This is a genomic window from Desulfospira joergensenii DSM 10085 (assembly GCF_000420085.1).
Lineage (GTDB): Bacteria > Desulfobacterota > Desulfobacteria > Desulfobacterales > Desulfobacteraceae > Desulfospira > Desulfospira joergensenii.
This window is the reverse complement of sequence record NZ_ATUG01000002.1, coordinates 306,468-326,631: the sequence shown is the minus strand read 5'-3', so window position 1 is coordinate 326,631 and position 20,164 is coordinate 306,468. Positions and strand designations below refer to the sequence as shown.

The window sequence follows — 20,164 nt, the reverse complement described above, 5'->3', positions numbered from 1 at the left end:
GAAGCCTAGGATTTAAGCAAAGTCTATGGAAACATTTTTTTCATGCTGGAAGTCCCGGGTGAGAAATTTTCCCAGGGTCAGCTTGAGAAAGCCGTTGGAAAAAGTGGCCGAGACCTTGTCCACGTCAATGACGCTGGGCAGGTAAAGGACTCTCTCGAACTGGCCGAATTGAATTTCAGCCAGCCTGTAAGTGGCCGTTGGATGGGGCTGGCGGTTTTTTCTGGACCCGGAGATCTTTACAGCCTTGCCCGATACCTCTATGACGATATCTTCCTTGTTCACGCCCGCGATCTCCGCCTGGATAATAATTTCCGTCCGGGTTTCAAATATATCCATCTGGGGTTTCCAGACGCGCTTTGAAAAGCAGAACATGGGGTTGACCGCTTGAAACATCTCGTCAAAAGATTTCTCTTCTGGAGCGTGTGTCTCAAGGTTATCCCCGAACCTTATCTCAATATGTTTCATAAAAAGACTCCTGATGCACCTATAATAAGATACTCCTTAAAAAATACCATTTGGGACGGATATTGTAAAGCTCAATTGAAAATCCCCTGAGAATTTCAATATTTGCGATTACTCTGACCGGGTCCGGGTTGTCCTCAATACCCAATGCCGGCCGCAGGGCTTCCGCTTTCCTGAGGGAAGGATTTTTACGGGCTCTAACCGTCTTTCCGCGAAAGGATGGTAAACCTGCATGCCCTGGGTTTGTCCACCCTGGAACTTGCATAAACCCCATGACAAGTTTATATTTCAGATTCAACCTTGGATGATTTTGGACCCGTAAAAGAAAAGGCAAAGGACCATGAAGGCAAATACAGACAGGAATGAAGACCGGACCGCCTTGGTGACAGGGGCGGGCAGGGGTATCGGCAGGGCCGTTGCCATGGATCTCTCCAGACGGGGAATCTTTGTTTACATCAATTACCGGTCCGGCCGGGAAACCGCCCAAAAAACCCTGGAGGCCATCCTTGCCGAAAACGGAGAAGCCCGCCTCCTCCAGTTTGACCAGACCGATCAGGATGCCTGCGAACAGGCTGTAAAAGAGATCGTCAGGGAGAGAAACCGGATCGATATCCTGGTCAACAATGCCGGAATCCGGGATGATCGACTCCTGGCCATGATGAAAAAAGAGTCCTGGCAGCGGGTCATTGATACCAATCTCACCGGATTTTTTCATGTAACCAAACCCGTAGTAAAATATATGCTGAAGAACCGGACCGGAAGAATCATCAACATCACCTCCGCAGCCGGGCAGACCGGAAATCCGGGCCAGGTCAACTACTCTGCGTCCAAGGCCGGCCTTATCGGCGCCACAAAGGCCCTGGCCCGGGAAGTGGGGAACCGGGGGATCACGGTGAACGCCGTTGCTCCGGGGTTCATTGAAACGGACATGATTCAAGGAATGGATAGGGAGGAAATCGCAAAGACCATCCCGGCCGGACGGCTGGGAAAACCCGGAGAAGTGGCCGCCCTGGTTTCCTTTTTATGCAGCCCAAAAGCGGCCTATGTCAACGGCCAGGTTATAGGCGTCAACGGAGGCATGATCTAAGGAAAAACATCCCCTTTTGCCCGATTCCTGCGTTGGATAAAAATTATAATCCTCAAAATACTTTCCGTATGCCTGCGGTTATAATTTTTATTCGCCTTGAACTCGAACAAAATTGAATGTTTTTCTTTTGGAACGGATCCACCCGGATATTCTAGAAAAGTTCCAGTGGAAAGCTCTTTATTGATCCAGGACAGATCTCAAGGCCCGGGAAAATTCATGCATGGAATAGGGTTTGCGGATGAAGCCATTGCATTCGGCGCTGGGGATCTCCCTGTCTTCCTGGGCATATCCGGCCGCCACCATGATTTTCACATCTTTCCGGATCTTTTTGATTTCGGCAATCACCTTTTGGACAGTCATCTTCTGCATGGCCGTATCCAGAACCACCAGGGGAATCTCATCTCCGTACATGGAGTAAATTTTCCCAGCCTCGATCCCGCTTCTTGCCGTGATCACCTTATACCCCAGTTTGATGAGAAAACTTTTTCCCACATGGAACATCTCCTCTTCCTCATCCACCAGGAGAATGGTTTCCGATCCCCTGAACCGGGAATCCAGTTCCTCTGTTTTCCCGGAGCCTTCTTCCGGTCCGCTGGTCTTCGTACCCGATGCCGGGAGGAAAACCTGGAAATCCGCCCCCCTGCCCATATCGCTCTCCACCATGATGAATCCGCCGTGATTCTTCACGATTCCAAATACCGTGGACAGGCCCAGTCCCCTGCCTTTATGTCCGCCGGCCTCCTTGGTGGAGAAAAAGGGGTCAAATATTTTTTTCTGGACGTCCTTGCTCATGCCCATGCCCGTATCTTTTATACGGATTTTTATGTATTGGCCCGGATCCACCTTGAAATGATAATCATGGTCTTTGTCCACCAGGACGTTTTCCGTAAAGACAAAGATCTCCCCCGGCTCGATCATGGCTTCGGATGCGTTGAGAAGCAGGTTCAGGCAGACCTGTTCCAACTGGGAATAGTCCCCTTCAATGGTATAAAGATTTTCTTCATAGGATTCATGGAAGAGGATATCGGTTCGTGTGGATCTGAAAATATCCAGGGCCATGGAGACCACACGATTGGCGTCCATGGGTTCGATCTGGTATTTTCCTCCCCTGGCAAACCCCAGTAGACGGTTGGTCAGTTCTGCGGCCGTGCCCACCAGTTTCCCGATCTGCTTGACATGGGAGGCCACCTTTTCCGTGGCGGTCAGATTAATGCGCATCAGGGAAAGGTGCCCCTGGATCCCCATGAGAATATTGTTAAAATCATGGGAGATTCCTCCGGCAAGGACACCGATGGCTTCCATTTTCTGGGCCTGCTGAAGCTGAATCTGAAGACTTTTAATCTCGGAGATATCCGTGACCACGACCACGGTCCCCTTCCCTGAATTAGAAGGGTCCAGCTTTGAAGATCTTATCCTGCAGTCAAAAGCAGACCCGTCCTTTCTGGCCAGCCGGGTTTCCGCCACGGCTGTACCGTATTTTTGAATGCCTGACATTAACTGGCTGCAGGTGCGTTCATACTCGGTTTCGCTGGGATAGAGAATCCGCACGTTTTTTCCGCTGAGGGAGCCGTGCTCATATCCAAGCATGGCGTATAAATTATCGTTGGCCCAGGTAAGGACCCGGTCCACGGCAATGCCTATGCCGGCAGGGGAGGCGGCCAAAAGGGTCTTCATCTGGTTGAGGGTCAGGCACTCGGCTTCCGGAACATCGGTGCATCCACATGGCCCGATCTGTTCCATCAGTCTCTGGATCCTGTTTGCATCTGGTTTAGAGCTTTGAACGGTCATGGCCGCCGGTGCTCCCGTTTTCTTTAAATTGACTCGGAATTGACTAATTGATAAGTATAGCAGACTTTTTGAAAAAATTTAAGGGTTAAATAATGATAAAGAAAGTCTGCCTGCTGCCGGCGATAAAATATTTCCCCTCCCTTTTGAGCGGATTGATGCTCACTGCCTGTTTTCCGAATCCGGGACTGGGGTTTCTGGCCTTTGCCGCCCTGGTTCCCTTTCTGGTCGCTGTAGATTCCCTGGAAGCCGGTCAGGCATTTTATGCCGGGCTTGTGACAGGTCTGGTTCATTATATCACCCTCATCTACTGGATTATTCCCACCCTGTCCACCTACGGCGGACTCCACCCCCTGCTTTCTTCCTCGGCCCTCATTCTTTTAAGCTTATATCTTTCCCTTTTCCCGGCCCTGTTTGCTTTTATAATGAAAAAACTGGATCCCCATCCCCTGTTTCAGCCCCTATTGGGCGCCTTTGTCTGGGTCGGCCTGGAATTTACCAGGACCCATGTCTTTACCGGATTTCCCTGGGGGGTCCTGGGTTACACCCAATATGCCAACCTGACCCTGGTCCAGACGGCGGACCTGACCGGGGTTCTGGGACTCTCTTTTCTGATCCTGCTCTCCAATTATCTTTTGGCCTCCCTGTGGCTGTTTTTTAAAACCCCCTCCGGCCGCTCCCGGCCGGGCTCCAAAATCCGGGCCTGGGCATGCCTGTTCTATATCCTGCCCCTTTTTGCCGGGGCTTTTTTCTACGGAAAAACCAGAATCCTGGACATGGACCGGGCCATTGAATCGGCTCCCCAAATCGGCATCGCCCTGGTCCAGGGCAATATCCGCCAGGATTTAAAGTGGAGCCCGGCCTTTAAACAGGAAACCATTGACAAATACGCGTCCCTTTCCCTTACCGCCTCAACATCAAAACCGGATCTGATTATCTGGCCCGAGACCGCCCTGCCCTTTTACTACGGGTACGACACGGCCCTTTCCAACCGGATCGATCAAGTTGTCCGCAAGGCAAGGACCCCTTTTCTCATCGGAAGCCCGGCATTTGAGAGAGACGGGCAGAGTCTCTCCTATTTTAACCGGGCCTATATGCTCGATTCCCTTTCCCTGGTACGGGGCCACTATGACAAGGTCCATCTGGTTCCCTTTGGAGAGTATGTTCCCTTTGGAAAATATCTGGCCTTCATGGAAAAGCTTACCCAGGAGGCCGGGGACTTCTCCCCCGGAACAACCGGGTTTGCCCCTTTACAATTCACCACCCGGCAGGGAGATGAACACAGCACAGGGGTCCTGATCTGTTTTGAGATTCTTTTCCCCTCCCTGTCCCGGGAATTTGTCAGAAACGGGGCAGACTTTCTGACCACCATGACCAATGATGCCTGGTTCGGCCGCACCTCCGCACCGGCCCAGCATTTTTCCATTGCCGTACTCCGGGCCGTGGAGAACCGCAGAAGCGTTGCCAGGGCGGCCAACTCCGGCATCTCCGGCTTTATCGGCCCCGGGGGACGGATTCTTGACCGGACCGGGCTGTTCCAGGACCGGGTATTGGTAAGGCAGATTCCCGTGCTCAGGGAAATTTCCTTTTACACCCGGCATCCCTTTGTCCTTGTCCTGGCGGCCCTGGTTGCAATTTCAGCCGCTTTTATGGTAAAAGTGGTGAAAAAACCCTTGAGGAGAACCTGAAAATGAGCGCAGAATTAAAACAGACCATCTCAGCCATTACCGCCAAAGCAGACAAACTCAAGGAGTATCTTTGACCTTCCTGTCAAGGAAAAACGCCTCCGGGAACTGGAACATTTCATCGCCAAAGAAGATTTCTGGAACGACGCAGACAGGGCCACCGAGCTGTTAAAGGAGAGAACCACCCTTTCCAACCTGGTGGAAACCTGCACCCTGATCTTTGAGGAAATAGAAGATGCCGGGATCCTCCTGGAACTGGCCCGGGAAGAAGAAGACAGTGAAAGCGAGGCAGAGGTGGCCCGCCTGGTGGAAAAGCTTGAAAAAAAAATCAAGAAATTCTCCATTGATATTACCCTGGACAATGAAGACGATGCCCGGGACGCGCTGGTCTCCATCAATGCCGGAGCCGGGGGAACCGATTCCCAGGACTGGGCCGAGATGCTGTTCCGAATGTATACCCGGTGGATCGACAAAAAAGGGTATAAGATGCAGATCATCGATTACCAGCCCGGGGATGAGGCCGGCATCAAAGGCGTTACCCTTCGCGTAACAGGACAGAATTGCTTCGGATTCATGAAGGTGGAGTCCGGGGTCCACCGTCTGGTCCGCATCTCTCCCTTCAACGCCAGCGGAAAGCGCCACACCTCCTTTGCCTCGGTCTTTGTCTATCCTGAAATCAAGGACGAAATTAAAATAGACATCGACGAAGGAGATCTCAGGATCGACGTATACCGGGCCAGCGGGGCCGGCGGCCAGCACGTCAACAAGACCAGCTCCGCCGTCCGAATCACCCATCTGCCCACGGGGGTGGTGGTCCAGTGCCAGCAGGAACCCTCCCAGCACCGGAACAAGGAGATCGCCATGAAGGTCCTCAAGTCCAGGCTTCACCGCCTGGAACAGGAAAAGCAGGACAAAAAGATGCAGAGCCTCCACGACGGCAAGGACGAGATCGCATTCGGCAACCAGATCCGCTCCTATGTGCTCCACCCCTACCGGATGGTGAAGGATCACCGCACCGACCATGAGATCGGGGATGTGGACCGGGTCCTGAATGGGGATCTTGATCCCTTTATCGAAGGGGTGCTCCTCTCCTCCTGAATTTTTCCGGATACTATGGATCCTTTTCTCATCATAGACAAGTACTATGCCCCGGGTTCCCGGCTCAGCGCCATTCTCAAGGATCACGGGGTCAAGGTGGCCGAAAAAAGCCTGGAGATCGCAGGGAACCTGCCCGCCTCATGGCAGGTGGATCTTGATTTCATTGAAAAGGCCGCCATTCTCCACGACATCGGCATTTTTAAGACCCGTTCCGAATCCATCGGCTGCAACGGGGATCTTCCCTATATCTGCCACGGTTTTCTGGGCCGGCAGATCCTGGACCAGGAGGGCCTTGACCCGGCCTACGGACTGGTGGCGGAGCGCCACACCGGGGCCGGCATCACCCTTTCCAACATCATCCGCAACGATCTTCCCCTTCCCCAGCGGGACATGGTCCCGGTGAGTCTTGCGGAAAAGATCATCTGCTGTGCGGACAAGTACTTCTCTAAAAGTCCCCCAAAAAACAATCTACCCATGACTGCCGGGAAGATAACGGAAAAGCTTGAAAAAATCAGCCCGGATCACGCCCGGCGGTTCGCCGGCTGGGCCGAAGAATTTCAGCTGGGGTAAAATCCGGGTTATCCTTTTGTACAGACAAAAATGGCGGCACCGTTTTAACTTTCAACGGTGCCGCCAGCTTGTGCGGCAAAGCAAACGAAAAAAACTTACGGGTTACCCATGGGTTCCGGCGCTTCTGGACAGATCCTGAAGCCGGCTCTTGTTAGAGGACAATAGATAGGTCAGGGCTGCCAGGAATACGATGAGGATACCGGTTCCCAGATTCATGAAGCCCTTGGCATTCCAATAGAGATAGGAGTAGCCGATGGCTCCGGGAATGATGCAATAGTAAAGAAAGACCATGAAGGTCTTTCTGACCACAACCCCTTCCTTGCCGAGCAGTCCCACAACGGCGGATGCCGCAACGATATTATGGATACAGATGGTGTTTCCGGCAGCGCCGCCGATGGCCTGCAGGGCTACGATCCAGGTGGGCCACTGCATGGCGTTGGCAGCCAGCGCGGGATTCCCGTCCACAATAAGCTGGGCGGTCTTGAACTGGAACAGGGAAAAGGTCATATTGCTGACCGTATTGGACCCGGCCACAAAGGCGCCCAGTCCGCCGATGATGGTGCAAAGCAGGGGCCACAATCCGCCGGAAATGGCGTATGTGGCTGCGGCCAGGGCATAGGGCATCTTGTCAAACCCGGCGGTTCCGCCGCCGGAATTGATAAAGACCTGCACCATGGGAACCGTGAATACCAGGGCGGTACCGGCACCGATCATGGTTTTGGCGGAAGTTTTCCACGCCCTTGCATAGGCATCCCCTTTCATGCCGTGGAGAAAAAAGGTGAGCAGGGAGACCACGACAAATACGCTGCCCGGGGAATAGCCAAAGGCGAAACTGGACCCGATGCCTGCAATGGCCGGGAACTTGATGGTCAAGGATTTCAGGAATGCAGTGACCGGAGGGGTCAGGCGGGTGAACAGCAGAAGGGCTGCGATCATCCCGTAGGGTGCCCATGCCATGGCACCGGACATGCCGCCGGGTTTGCCGATATCTTTAATCTCAATGCTGCCGGTCCATGATTCCTCCCACTTGGCTTTCTCCTCAAAATCCCAGGGTTTTCCCTTGGGCAGGAGGAATTTATTTTTGGCTGCCGTAATAACGATAAACAGGCCGACAGCACCGCCGATCATGGAGGGGAACTCAGGGCCGATAAAGGTTCCCACAAGAACATAGGGAACGGTCATGGCAAAGGCGGAAAAAATAGCAAAGGGCCAGACGGCAAGTCCTTCGGTAAAGGATTTGTTCTTGCCGAACAATTTGGTTAAAAAGGCCACCAGAAAAAGGGGGATCAACGCACCGGCAATAAAATGGAGGAGCGCGACCTTTGCTGCGATAAAGGCGATGAAATGATCATAGGCAAGACTGTTGAACTGCCCTGCGGCATCGACAATATGAAAGCCCAGTTTGGCGGCGAAATCATTGACAATGGTCTCGCTGCCGTTGCCCAGGCCGGATCCTACGCCCACCCGCATGGGGGTGCCGACGGCACCGAAGGAAACCGGGGTGCTCTGGATAATCAAACCGGAAACAACCGCTCCCAATGCGGGGAAGCCGAGCCCGACCATCAGGGGAACCGCCACTGCGGCAGGGGTTCCGAATCCGGAAGCGCCTTCGATAAAACAACCGAAAAGCCAGGCAACAATGATCACCTGGATCCGGCGGTCTTTGGTAATGTCCGTAAATCCGTTACGAATCTGCTGAAGACCGCCGCTCTCCTGCAATGTATTTAAAAGGAGAATAGAGCCGAAGATGATGTACAACAACCCTCCGGCCACCACAAGACCCTTGATGGTACCCCCAAGGATCTGTGCTCCTGACAGTCCCCAGATAAAGTATCCCACCACCACAACGGTAATATACGATAGGGGCATGGCCTTACTTGCCGGCCATTTCATCCCAACCAAGAAAACCGCCACCACAATAATGGGCAGCAATGCCAATAAACCTTGCAATCCGACACTCATAACACTTCCTTCCTAATTTCATTAAACTTAAATGATGAATTACCGGGATCCCCGGCTCACCCCAAGAGGCAAACCGGACAAACCTATGTCTTTCACTTTAAGTGATGGTTTTTTAATTAACTCTTTACTATTTTGAAGCCTCCTCGTTGTTTTGGTATACTTTGCCGTTTGCCCATAACCCAGGCCTCAAACCCTGGCAATTGCATCCGGGTTCCTAGACCACAGCCAAGAAAATTGGCATCTGGCTAGACCAGTGTTATATGCATCCGGGCATGCTATAATCCCCAAGGTCCTGCGTTGTCAAGAAGAATTTAAAAAGTATTTAAACAAAGAGTATCAACCCAGAAAAGAAACTCTGGGTAAGGTCTGGATTTTATGGTTTTTCTGTTCTGGTAGGACCATAGTACTCTTATACCAAGGCCAATATCACTAAGGACCTATAACAGCGATAGCGATTCCCAAAAGTATGTTCCTTTATTTTTTTTGGGCTCTGCTCCTCCCGGCATGAATCGGAATCTTGTTTTGAGAACAGCGATATAGCCCCTTTTCCAAGCCTCTGCGCCTTTGACTGAAAAGAAACAGGTCATGCCCACATGTTTTCAAATCATATAAACAGCCGGGAGGATCACCCGTGTAAGGATGGATGAGAATACAAGGCCTCCACCATGGGTGCTGCAATCCGCTATCTGGGATCCGGTTTCGTACCCGCCATCAACGGAAGCAGGCCGAGCAGGGTGGGGCAATATGAATATGGTTATCGATCGGAATGAAGGGGCATGGAAAGCCGGTGGGATCAGGCAAGGGAGAGAAGACAGATGGATCGGCGCAAACTCCCGGGATGCCGGGACAGAAAGCCACGGGGCTTCCTGCATTCCAACCGGACAGGACGATTGGAATTTACGGAATTCCCCTGCCGGGTTGGGTCCATTGATCCATAACCCACCCGGTTTTCCCGGAACAGGACAATCCAGTCAGAAAAAAATCTGAGATCATCAAAAACCGGGCCCGAAGCCTTGCTTCAGGCCCGGAATCAAAAGACTCGTTATTCCATCTGGTGCGTAAACGTGTCCATGAGCTTGACATCCCCCAGGACGGCCTTGGTGGTGATGGTATAGGTTCCTTTTTCCCGCATGTCCGCTGTGATGCCGAAGCCTTTGCTCATGGCCATGCCCATGAGCTTCTGTTTGTTTCCTTCATGGTTTTTAATAAGAAACCCCACCTTGCCCTTTTCTACAGGGTTGTGGTCCTTGTCCATGATATAGACCATGATGTGGTGGGGCTTGTCCATCTGTTTGGCTCCGTGGCCGGCATGGGCCGCGTCTTTTTTCTGGTTCATCTCCCGCATGTCCATGAGGTAGTAGGACAGCATGTACCCGTCCTTCATGGATTCGTGGAAGAGGTTGCCGATCCGTTCCGAGGAGTTGCCGTGGCCGGACATATCGTGGCCGGCCATTTTGGTTTTGGCAGAGCCCGGGCAGGGGATGAACAGGGAGATAAAGATAAGGATAAAAATGGATTTAAAAATTTTCATAGGTGCCTCTCTTGTGTTGTTTTATGGTTGATCTCATGGGTTTTCCATAAGTTGTAAATCACTGGGATGATGACCAGGGTCATGACGGTGGATGTCACCAGTCCCCCGACCATGGGGGCGGCAATCCGCTTCATGATCTGGGATCCGGCACCGGTGCCGTACATGACCGGTAAAAGGCCGATCAGGGTGGTGGCCACGGTCATGATCTTGGGCCGGACCCGGTCCACGGCCCCTTCGATGATGGCCCTGTGCAGGTCATCGGATGAGTTCATCTGCCCGCGTTTCTGCCGGCGCTCATACACCTCGTCCAGATAGACCAGCATGACGATCCCGGTTTCCGTGGCCAGTCCGGCCAGGGCGATAAATCCCACCCCCACGGCAACGGACATGTTGTACCCCAGAAGGTAAATCAGCCAGAACCCTCCCAAAAGGGCAAAGGGAAGACTGGCCATGACGATGACCACCTCCATGATATTGCTGAAATGAATATAGAGGAGGATAAAAATCACCATCAAAGTGGCCGGGATAATAATATTCAGGGTTTTCCGGGCTTTTTCCATATACTCGTACTGCCCGGACCAGACCAGGGAATAGCCGGCGGGGAGCTTGATGTTCTCATCCACCAGGGCCTTTGCCTGTTTGACATAGGTGCCGATGTCCATGTCCCTGATATCCACGAACACCCAGGCGCTTCGCTTTGAATTCTCACTCTTGATGCCGGCCGGCCCCTTTTTGATACTGATATCGGCCAGCTGGATCAGGGGGAGCTGGGCGCCTGAGGGTGTGGGCACCATGACCCGCCGCAGTTCCTCAAGGTTGTCCCGGAACTTCCTATTATACCTCAGATTTACCGGATACCGCTCCAGCCCCTCAACGGTATGGGTCACGTTCATGCCCCCGATGGCTGTCTTGATGATATCCTGGACATCTGCCACCTGGAGGCCGTATCTGGCGATCTCTTCCCTCTTGATGGTGAAATCCAGGTAATTGCCGCCGGTAACCCGCTCGGAGAATACCGATAATGTGCCCTTTTTATCCCTGAGCATGGCCTCGATCTTTTCCCCGATCCCGGCAAGGACCGTAAGATCCGGTCCCATGATTTTTATGCCCACCGGGGTCTTGATGCCCGTGGAGAGCATGTCGATCCGGGTTTTAATGGGCATGGTCCAGGCATTGGTCAGCCCGGGGAACTTTACGGCCTGCTCCAGGTCGTCGGTCAGTTCCTGGATGGTGATATACCGCTCTTCAGGCAGCAGCCAGGCAAAGGGAGCTTTGAGCACGGTCGGCCATCCGGAGAAAAAGCGTTCAATGGGTTTTTTGCGCCACTCATGGAGCTTCTTTCCCTTGACCTGTTCCGGCCATATCCAGGTAAGGGGTTTTTTCAACCAGATTGGCCAGGATGAAAAAAAACGCTTCTTTGAAATCATCTCAAACTCAACCTGGGGCCGGAGTGTAATCACGGTCTCAATCATGGACAGGGGCGCCGGATCCGTAGAAGTCTCTGCCCTGCCGATTTTGCCCAGGGTGCTCCTTACCTCGGGGAACCGCTGGATGATCTTGTCGGTCTGCTGTAGGAGTTCCTTTGCCTTTGTGATGGATATTCCCGGCAAGGTAGTGGGCATGTACAACAGGTCCCCCTCATTCAGGGGCGGCATGAATTCACTGCCCACACGGGTCATGGGAACCCAGGTTACGGCAACGGCGGCCAGGGAGATCAGGATCGTTATCTTTCGCCATTTCAGGACCTGTTTGATCACGGGCAGATAGATCCGGATCAAAAACCGGTTCAAGGGATTTTTATGTTCAGGGACAATCCTCTGGGGGGAGAGGCAGATTCCGAGAAACAGGGAAAGCACCAGGGCCAGCACCAGGCTCAGGTCCGGCAGGCTGACTCCGGAGAGCCCGAGGACAAGAACCGCCAGGGGCGGGCCTGCCATGGCCAGTACCCATATCTTCACTTTTTGAGACCTGGGAAGCTGCGGGTCAATGGAATTTTCCCTTACAAAAAAGGTCATGAGCACCGGAATAATGGTGATGGCCAGGATTGAAGAGGCGGCCATGGCCGTTGTCTTGGTATAGGCCAGGGGCCGGAACAGGCGCCCCGACTGCTCCATGAGGCTGAACACGGGCAGAAAGGAAACCGTGATGATGAGCAGGCTGAAAAAAAGAGCCGGCCCGACTTCCTTGGCTGAATTGATGATGATCCGGGTGTGGGGCAGATCTCCTTTGTCCCGCTCCAGGTGTTTATGGGCATTCTCCACCATGACGATGGACGCATCCACCATCACCCCGATGGCGATGGCAATTCCCCCCAGGCTCATGATATTGGCATTGATACCAAAAGGATACATGATCATAAAGGACATCAATATCCCCACCGGCAGGGTGAATATGGCCACAAAAGCCGACCGGAAGTGGAGCAGAAAGAGGATACAGATGACGGCCACAACCATCATCTCTTCGGTCAGCTTTCCCTTGAGGGTATCCACTGCCCGCTCGATAAGGGCGGACCGGTCATAGCCGGTGACGATCTCAACCCCGTCGGGAAGCCCTTTTTCAAGCTCCCCAAGCTTTTGTTTGACCCGCTGGATCACTTCCAGGGCGTTTTCCCCGTACCGCATGACCACGACCCCGCCCACGGCCTCTCCCTCACCGTTCCATTCAAGAATTCCCCGCCGCAGTTCCGGACCGATCTGGATATTGGCGATATCCTTGAGCAGGATGGGGGTTCCCTTATCGTCAAAGGCAACTGCGATCTGCTCCAGGTCCTTTATGGACTGGATATATCCCAGTCCCCTGACCATGAACTCGGTTTCCGCCATTTCAATGAGTTTGCCGCCCACATCGGCGTTGGAGCGCTGGATGGCCATTTTGATTTTCTGGATGGGGATGTTATAGGAGAGCAGCTTGTTGGGATCCACCTCCACCTGGTATTGTTTGACAAAACCGCCGATACTGGCCACTTCCGAGACCCCGGGAACCGCTGTCAGCTCATAGCGCACAAACCAGTCCTGGAGGGACCTGAGCTGCTGCAGGTCGGTGTTTCCATTTGTATCCTGAAGAATATATTCATAGACCCAGCCCACACCCGTTGCATCCGGACCCAGGCTGGGGGTCACGCCGTCGGGCAGGCGGCCGGAGACAAAGTTGAGATACTCCATGACCCTTGACCTGGCCCAGTAGATATCTGTCCCGTCCTCAAAGATCAGATAGACAAAAGAGTAGCCGAAAAAGGAATACCCCCGGACCACCTTGGCAAAGGGCACACTGAGCATGGCCGTTGTCAGGGGATAGGTCACCTGGTCCTCCACCACCTGGGGGGCCTGGCCCGGATATTCCGTGTAAATAATAACCTGGACGTCGGAGAGATCGGGGATGGCGTCCAGGGGGGTATGGATCATGGCCAGAATTCCTCCGGCAATGACAAAAACCGTGGCCAGCACCACCATGAATTTATTCTGAACAGACCACTCGATTATCTTTTCAATCATCACGGCTTCCTTGTCTATTCCATATCCTTAAAAAAATCGTCCTCTGCATCCGGGGCCGCATCCATGTCATCGAAAAAGTCGTCCGATCCTCCTGTTTCCAGGGTCTTGCCGGCCTTGGCCGGTCCCTTGGATTTTGATTCGATCATCTTCTGTATGGCCTCTTTGAGTTTGGATTCGGAATCCAGCAGGAACTGGCCCGAGACCACGATATTTTCCCCCTGAGTGAGGCCGCTGAGCACCTGCACCCGGTCCTGGTCCAGAAACATGCCCGTGGTAATCTCTCTTGGGGAGAACCGGCCGTTTCCCCTGGCAACGAAGACGATCTTTTTCTCTCCCGAATGGATCACGGCCTGGCTTGGGATCGACAATCCCTCTGCCCCCGGAGCGGTGTCGATTCTGATCCGGGCAAACATATCCGGCTTGAGTTCTCCGTCTGAATTGTCAAAGGAGACCCGGATGATCACATCCCGGGTCTTGGGCTGAAGATAGGGAAAAATATAGGCGATTTTTCCGGTATATGTTTTGCCCGGGATATAGGAGAGGGTCATCTCAACGGTCTGGCCTTCATAGACCAGGTTCTGTTCATACTCGAAAATATGGGCCTCCACCCAGATGACGGACAGGTCCGCAATGGTGAACAGACTGGCTCCGGTTTTCACATAGGCCCCTTCAATGACATCCTTGGACACCACCACCCCTCTGTAGGGCGACCGGACAATGAGGCTCTTCCGGACTTTTCCGGTTTTTTCGATCAGTCCGATCTCTTCCGGAGCGATGTCGTAATAGAGAAGCCGGTTTTTGGCCGAGTCCAGAAGGTCCCTGTTCATGGGGCTTTTGTTCCGCCTGTAATTTTTAAATGCGGAAAGAACCTCTTCCTGGGAGGCCAGCAGGGAGGGAGAGTAGATCTCGTACAGGGGATCCCCTTTTTCCACCACAAACCCCGTATAATCGGCATACAGCTTTTCGATCCACCCGCCGGCCTTTTCGCTGACGATTCCGGTACGGGTCTCGTCAAAGGTCAAATGGCCGTAGGTTCTGATGGTATGGTTGAGCATCCCTTTATCGACCCTTGCCACCCTCAGTCCCATGTTCTGTTCAACCACCGGGTTGATTTTTATGTCCACCCCCCCCTTGAGCTCGTCCTCGTAAACCGGCACAAGATCCATACCCATCTTGCTCTTGCCCGGCTCATCGTATATTTCGGTGGGGTCCATGGGGGCCTTCCAGTAGACGATCTTCCGCTTCCCCGTATCCTGGGTGCCGGACACCTCATCCTCATACACCGGTACCAGGTCCATGCCCATCTTGCTTTTGCCGGGTTCATCATAGATCTCGGTGGGATCCATGGGGGCTTTCCAGTAAATGATCTTTCGTTCCTGTTCAGCTTGGGATTTTTCCCCGGCCGGGGATGCCGGGGCCTTTTTGCCTGTGACCTTGAGCAGGAGAACCGTGCCCGTTGCTGTGGCCAGGGCAGTCACCAGGACAACGATTGCCAGTTTTTTAATATTTTCTTTCATCGTATCTTCCGGATTATGGGTTTGCCGATCCTTTTTTCCAGTTCTGCCACGGACTTGCCGAGACCGGTCCGCTTTTCGGCAATGGCCAGCCGTATTCCAAGCCAGTCCGTATAGGAGCTGATGGCCTGGGAAAAGGGAATGGACCCGGTCTCATATTCCCGGGAGGATACATCCAGGGCAGACTGGGACAGGGCCAGGATCTTGGATTCAAAAAGGGTGAGTTCCCTTAGATTTTTATCCGCCTCAAACCAGGCTTCCCGGATCATCCGTTCAGAGGCTTTTTTCTCTTGGATCAGGTTCTGTTCCAGGCCGGCCAGGGCCTGACGGGTCTGTTCCAGCCAGGGCTGGGCGATTCCGTTCCACGGCCTTTTGGGCTGGTTGTTTTTTCCAGACGCCAGGGTCTTTTTTAAAAATCCCGATGATGTCCCGGTCCAGTCATGGTCGTTAAATGAAAACCCCAGGCTGAAGGAGTCATCGGTCATGGATTCGGCCATCTCCACCATGGCCTGGAGTTTGGTTATTCTATGACGGATGAGTTTGATTTCCTGGCGCTCTTTTCCGGCAACGGGATAGAGGGTTTCAGGCAGGGGAATTTTGGGCAGGAGAGGCAATTGTCCCACGGCCCCGACCCTGGATTCCGCCGGAAGGTTGAGATTCTCAAGGAGCCGGGCCTCAATATTCCTGCGCTGAAGCCTATAGGTGGCCAGGTCCTGTTCCAGCAGGGCCAGCCGGATATTGATCTTGATCACATCCTGGAAGCTGGTCCGGCCGCTCCTGTAAAGGGAGGTGGCCACTTCCCGGAGCCGTTCCAGTGCCTTGATGGTGTCCCGGGTGATCCGGGCCGATTCGTCCACCAGGGCAAGATCCCAATAGATCTTCCGGGTAAGGGTGATGATGTTTTTTTCCATGATGGCCAGGTTTTCAAGGGCAATGGCGGCATCGGCGTCAACGGCCCGTCCCTTTAGGGCGGTCAGGCCCGGGGAAGGCCAGGACAGGCGGATACTGTTTTTCATGGCAGGATCAGGACCGGCCCGGTTTGCAGATCCCTTGATAAAGGAATCATAGGTCTTTAGGATATCATCCATGGACGCGACCTGGTCATAGGCGGCAAGTTTTGCCTTCACCTCTTTTTTGGCGGCCCGGAGCCCTGGATTGCGTGAGATGGCCAGGATCAGTATCTCTTCCGGGTCCACCTGTTTTTCGATGAGGGCCGTGCACTTTTCCTGGTCTCCTGCCAGAAGACGGATCTCCTTTAACAGGGCAGGATCGGCCGGAATAAAAAACCGAAATTTTTCCAGTTCGGAAGCCAAGGCCTGTTTTAAACGGAAAACCGCATCAATTTCGTCTGTTTTCGGCCTTTGTTTTACGCCTTCCTTTACCGGTCCTGGACCTTCAAAAGATGGGAAAAAATCCGGGGACTGATAGGTATCCAGTTCCTTTTTCATACCTGCGTAATCGGCCCGGGCCCACCCGGCAGAGGCAAAAAACAAAATTAAAATTAAGAACCTTTTTTTCATGGCAGGCTTCCCCCGTTCCCGGCTTCCTTTGGCAGAAGATCTTCACTCCCGCGGGGGGCCCGGCTTTTTTTCCGGTCCAGAATCACGCCGGCTGCCTGCTCCAGCTTCACCAGGGCCTGGCCGTAATCCGCCCTGGCCCGTTCCAGGGAGAGCTCAAAATTATAGGCTGTGGACTGGATTTCCAGAAAATCGGCCATCCTCCCCTCTCCCTGGTCCATCCAGGTTTGGGCGGTCTCCACCTGGGCCCGGACCTGGGGAATCAGCTCGTCCCGGTACAGGGAAATCAGCCGTCCGGAGTTCCGGAGCCGGAACCAGAGCCGGCTGATCCGGTCCTTGAGGGTGTTAACAACGTCTGTTTTGTCCGCCCGGGCCTTTTCCTTTTCTGCCTGGGCCTTGAGTTTCAGGCTCTTGTTTTTTCCCTGCCAGAGGGGAAGGTTCAGGCCGAACTGGACCCCCACGGCATCGTCACCGGCGTTGGAGGGGGGGGCTGCCACGTCGGGGCTGCCGATACCGGCATAGAACAGGCCCAGCTTAAACGTGGGCAGAGTTGAAAGTTCTGCCAGCCGGACCGCCTCCCGGGACCGGTTAAGGGTCTCGTCTGCAATGAGAATGTCTTCCTGATGGACCAGGGCCAGGCCGTAAATTTCATCCAGGGAAAAGACAATTTCCCGGGGAGGCAGGGACCGGGCCCTTCCCAGTGCCGCCTCGGGCGTCCGGTTGAGAAGGGTGTTGATCCGGGTCTTCTGGGTCTGCTCCAGTTCCTGGAGCAGGAGAAGGTCGTACTCGACCTGGGCGGCCTGGGCCCGGGCCTTTGAAACATCGTAAAACAAGGCCTTATCCCGTGCATAGGCGTTCTGGCTGATCTCCATCATCTGCCGGTTCACCCCCAGATTGGCCCGGGCGATCTCCAGGGCGGCCTGGATATAGGCAAGCTCATGAAAGGCAACGGTCACGTCCCGAACCAGGGTCTTTACGCTTTTATCCAGCCGGAGCTTTGCAATGGCCGCATCTGCTTCAAGGACCTTTCCCTTCTGCGCAAGGCGGCCGGGAAAGGGAATGGCCTGGGAAAGGGTCAGATTCCAGTCCTGGGGCCCCAGGCGGGTTTCAATGGGGGAGGGGAAATAGGTGATGGCCAGCTGGGGGTCGGGATAACTCTTCCCGATCCGGAAATTTTCGATAAAACCTTTCCATGATTCCTTTGACGAGGTTATCCGGGGATTTGATTCATAGGCATAGACAAGCAGATCCGGAATGGAAAGATCCCCTGAAAGTCTTTCCTCGATCTGCTCCAGCATCTCCCTGTCTCCTGCATGGGAAAAAGAAGCTGCCAGCAATAGAAAACCAAAGATGAATATTCTCCCCAATATGCCTTTTTTCATCATACCCTTTTCCTTTTCGGCTCTTTTTCAGATATTTTCCGTTGCCGGGTCGTTTGTTTAAACTTCAACGCCAGCAGAGTGATATCGTCTTTCTGGTTCATTTCTCCGCAAAAGCCTTTGGTTTCATCAAGGACGACCTTTATAATCTCTTCCGGGGACAATGGGTGGGACTGTTGAAGAACCTGTTTCAGTCTATCCTTCCCAAACCGTTCACCGGCCCTGTTTTCAAGCTCCCGCACACCATCTGTGGAGACCAGCACCACGGTCCCTTCGGGGATATCAGACCAGGTGTTTTCCCTGTATTTCCACTGGTCGTCCAGACCCAGGACAATTCCCTCACCGGAAAGCTCGCTCACCCCATCTTTTTCCGGGTGAAAAACCATTGCGGGTTCGTGCCCGGCCCGGATCCAGGTCAACTCTCTTTTTCCATGATCAACCTTCATCAAGAAAAAGGTAACAAAACTGCCTGTATCCCCGGAATCCATGCAGATAAGTTGGTTTACATCGTTTAGGATCTGGGACAGGGACCCGTTCTGCATGATCCGGCTTCTCAATAAGGCCCGTGTGGTTGCCATTAAAAGGGCTGCGCCTATCCCGTGGCCGACCACATCGCCCACGGCCAGATATATTTTCCCCGGGTCCCCGGGAACCTCGATCACATCAAAATAGTCACCGCCGGTTTCGTCGCAGTATATGGAACAACCGCTGATTTCAAGGTTTTCATTTGAAAGGTTTGCCGGCGGAAGAAGGCTTTGCTGTATCTCTTTTGCCAACCCCAGGGCCTCCTTCATTTCAAGTCTTTCTTTGAGTTGTTTTGTCATCCGGTTAAAGGTAAAGGTCAGCTCACCCACCTCATCCTTTGTCAACACCGGCAGCGGCTCTCCAAAGGCCCCGTCGGCAAGATCCTTAGCGGCTCTGGACACGTTTTTAATTGCGTCGGCCGTACCGGTGATTGCCGTCCTGATGAAGACAAGCACGCCCAGAATGGCGAAAAAACCCGTGATCAGATAGAAGCGCCTGAAATTCAGAATGGAACTGAGCACCTGACTGCCCGGAGAAATCAGAACTAGGCTCCATGGGGCTTCTTTCAGGTGGTAATATCCGCTGATTCTCTCCGGGGGATGTCCCGGTCCGAATATCGTTCCATAGGGGGTTTTGTTTAACGCTTCCAGGGTCTGCCTCTCCAATGGATCGGTTTCACCGAATCGGGCGGTCTGGTCAAATCCCTGCTTTCTGTCGGAAGCTTTTGTGGCCGATAATGTATGGCCTTCATTGTCGATTAAAAAGGCCGTATTGCTTTTCCACCAGGGTGCCTTGCTGATTTGATCAATTAAATCCTCAAAGGAGACAACAAGCTCAATCCGGCCGGTTATCCGGTCATCTGAATCCTTGATCTCTGAAGATAGGGATATGGTCTCCCGATGGAGTTGGGTATCATACCGGGGCAGTGAAAAGCGGATTTTTCCCATTTTGTTAAAATGAACGGGCTCCATGGGCATGGCCCTTCTTGGGCCCATACGGGAATCAGAACCCTTTGAATGTTCATACACCACATCCACCACGCCCTCCATGGCCTTTAACTGCTCAAGGATGAATTCCCGGATAAAAAAATCCTGTTCCTTGCCATGGCGGTCCCTTAACATCAGCAGCAGATCTTTGGGCTTGCTCAGCCGCATATCAATCAGGTGAGAAGCTTTCTGGAGATTTGCAATGGCGGTTTCCCCCCATTGTTTCAGGATGGCTTTCCGGGCATAAAGAAAGCTTGCCCATCCCATTCCCGCCAGAATAAAAAACACCGGGATCAGAACGAAGAGAGCGATTCGCTGCTGGAGTGTTTTGGGCTGCATGGCAAAGCCTGTCCTTTCTTATGGAACGGATAATGGTTTTCTCAACAGAACGACCCGGTGCTATGGTTCAATGGGATTCCCTGACATGTATGAGCATAGCATATCTTGTGCCATAAAAAAAATCCTGTTATTTCAATGGATTTAAAAATTAATAAAAAAAATTCCAAAAATACGGGCCAGCGAATGGAGAATAATCTACAATGGATTGCAGAATATTCTCCATTCGGCTTGAT

Annotated in this window: 13 protein-coding genes; 4 read left to right on the top strand and 9 right to left on the bottom strand. The window is 53.1% G+C overall.

Annotated features, from left to right (window positions below):
• Positions 1-12: 12 nt before the first annotated feature.
• On the bottom strand, positions 13-465 hold the full coding sequence (locus F608_RS0113810) for an Hsp20/alpha crystallin family protein (RefSeq protein ID WP_022666240.1): 453 nt from the start codon (positions 463-465) through the stop codon (positions 13-15).
• A gap of 337 nt (positions 466-802) precedes the next feature.
• Between F608_RS0113810 and fabG the strand changes: the two genes are divergently transcribed.
• Positions 803-1,549, top strand: a complete 747-nt coding sequence (fabG, locus tag F608_RS0113805; protein WP_022666239.1) for a 3-oxoacyl-ACP reductase FabG — start codon at positions 803-805, stop codon at positions 1,547-1,549.
• Positions 1,550-1,726: 177 nt separating this feature from the next.
• Here fabG and F608_RS0113800 read toward each other — a convergent pair whose 3' ends face one another.
• Positions 1,727-3,337, bottom strand: a complete 1,611-nt coding sequence (locus F608_RS0113800; protein WP_027362741.1) for a hybrid sensor histidine kinase/response regulator — start codon at positions 3,335-3,337, stop codon at positions 1,727-1,729.
• Between the two features lie 92 nt (positions 3,338-3,429).
• On the opposite strand from F608_RS0113800, the gene lnt reads away from it, so the two are divergent.
• The 3 genes from lnt to F608_RS0113785 all read left to right on the top strand — a co-directional run bounded on the left by lnt (position 3,430) and on the right by F608_RS0113785 (position 6,687).
• The gene (lnt, locus tag F608_RS0113795) at positions 3,430-5,022 is read left to right on the top strand and encodes an apolipoprotein N-acyltransferase (RefSeq protein ID WP_022666237.1); all 1,593 of its coding nucleotides are present in this window, start codon (positions 3,430-3,432) and stop codon (positions 5,020-5,022) included.
• A gap of 2 nt (positions 5,023-5,024) precedes the next feature.
• A protein-coding gene (gene prfB, locus F608_RS0113790) for a peptide chain release factor 2 (protein WP_208599538.1) occupies positions 5,025-6,117 on the top strand; the annotation gives its coding sequence in 2 pieces (ribosomal slippage) (positions 5,025-5,093 and positions 5,095-6,117; 1,092 coding nt in all).
• A 15-nt stretch (positions 6,118-6,132) separates the two neighbouring features.
• Positions 6,133-6,687: an HD domain-containing protein gene (locus F608_RS0113785; RefSeq protein ID WP_027362738.1), complete on the top strand. Its 555-nt coding sequence runs from the start codon at positions 6,133-6,135 to the stop codon at positions 6,685-6,687.
• Positions 6,688-6,789: 102 nt separating this feature from the next.
• On the opposite strand, the gene F608_RS0113780 is transcribed toward F608_RS0113785, so the two are convergent.
• The 7 genes from F608_RS0113780 to F608_RS34830 form a co-directional block, all read right to left on the bottom strand.
• Positions 6,790-8,649, bottom strand: a complete 1,860-nt coding sequence (locus F608_RS0113780; RefSeq protein ID WP_022666236.1) for an L-lactate permease — start codon at positions 8,647-8,649, stop codon at positions 6,790-6,792.
• A gap of 1,042 nt (positions 8,650-9,691) precedes the next feature.
• Positions 9,692-10,180, bottom strand: a complete 489-nt coding sequence (locus F608_RS0113770; RefSeq protein WP_022666234.1) for a hypothetical protein — start codon at positions 10,178-10,180, stop codon at positions 9,692-9,694.
• On the bottom strand, positions 10,177-13,671 hold the full coding sequence (locus tag F608_RS31935; RefSeq protein ID WP_022666233.1) for an efflux RND transporter permease subunit: 3,495 nt from the start codon (positions 13,669-13,671) through the stop codon (positions 10,177-10,179). The genes F608_RS0113770 and F608_RS31935 overlap by 4 nt, the downstream gene beginning before the upstream one ends.
• Positions 13,672-13,685: 14 nt before the next feature.
• Positions 13,686-15,188 carry an efflux RND transporter periplasmic adaptor subunit gene (locus F608_RS31930; RefSeq protein WP_022666232.1) on the bottom strand — a complete coding sequence of 501 codons (1,503 nt, stop codon included), beginning with the start codon at positions 15,186-15,188 and terminating at the stop codon, positions 13,686-13,688.
• A complete protein-coding gene (locus F608_RS0113755) occupies positions 15,185-16,705 on the bottom strand; it encodes a TolC family protein (protein ID WP_022666231.1) in 1,521 nt (506 codons plus the stop codon). The genes F608_RS31930 and F608_RS0113755 overlap by 4 nt, the downstream gene beginning before the upstream one ends.
• Positions 16,702-18,087: a TolC family protein gene (locus F608_RS31925; protein WP_022666230.1), complete on the bottom strand. Its 1,386-nt coding sequence runs from the start codon at positions 18,085-18,087 to the stop codon at positions 16,702-16,704. Before F608_RS31925 ends, F608_RS0113755 begins: the two co-directional genes overlap by 4 nt.
• Positions 18,084-19,931 (bottom strand): SpoIIE family protein phosphatase, encoded by a 1,848-nt coding sequence (locus F608_RS34830; protein ID WP_022666229.1) that lies wholly within the window; start codon positions 19,929-19,931, stop codon positions 18,084-18,086. The genes F608_RS31925 and F608_RS34830 overlap by 4 nt, the downstream gene beginning before the upstream one ends.
• Positions 19,932-20,164 lie beyond the last annotated feature (233 nt).

Bases quoted from the DNA above. Each gene is read 5' to 3' on its own strand.
- F608_RS0113810 (WP_022666240.1), bottom strand. From the start codon at position 465: ATGAAACATATTGAGATAAGGTTCGGGGATAACCTTGAGACACACGCT.
- fabG (WP_022666239.1), top strand. From the start codon at position 803: ATGAAGGCAAATACAGACAGGAATGAAGACCGGACCGCCTTGGTGACA.
- F608_RS0113800 (WP_027362741.1), bottom strand. From the start codon at position 3,337: ATGACCGTTCAAAGCTCTAAACCAGATGCAAACAGGATCCAGAGACTG.
- lnt (WP_022666237.1), top strand. From the start codon at position 3,430: ATGATAAAGAAAGTCTGCCTGCTGCCGGCGATAAAATATTTCCCCTCC.
- F608_RS0113785 (WP_027362738.1), top strand. From the start codon at position 6,133: ATGGATCCTTTTCTCATCATAGACAAGTACTATGCCCCGGGTTCCCGG.
- F608_RS0113780 (WP_022666236.1), bottom strand. From the start codon at position 8,649: ATGAGTGTCGGATTGCAAGGTTTATTGGCATTGCTGCCCATTATTGTG.
- F608_RS0113770 (WP_022666234.1), bottom strand. From the start codon at position 10,180: ATGAAAATTTTTAAATCCATTTTTATCCTTATCTTTATCTCCCTGTTC.
- F608_RS31935 (WP_022666233.1), bottom strand. From the start codon at position 13,671: ATGATTGAAAAGATAATCGAGTGGTCTGTTCAGAATAAATTCATGGTG.
- F608_RS31930 (WP_022666232.1), bottom strand. From the start codon at position 15,188: ATGAAAGAAAATATTAAAAAACTGGCAATCGTTGTCCTGGTGACTGCC.
- F608_RS0113755 (WP_022666231.1), bottom strand. From the start codon at position 16,705: ATGAAAAAAAGGTTCTTAATTTTAATTTTGTTTTTTGCCTCTGCCGGG.
- F608_RS31925 (WP_022666230.1), bottom strand. From the start codon at position 18,087: ATGATGAAAAAAGGCATATTGGGGAGAATATTCATCTTTGGTTTTCTA.
- F608_RS34830 (WP_022666229.1), bottom strand. From the start codon at position 19,931: ATGCAGCCCAAAACACTCCAGCAGCGAATCGCTCTCTTCGTTCTGATC.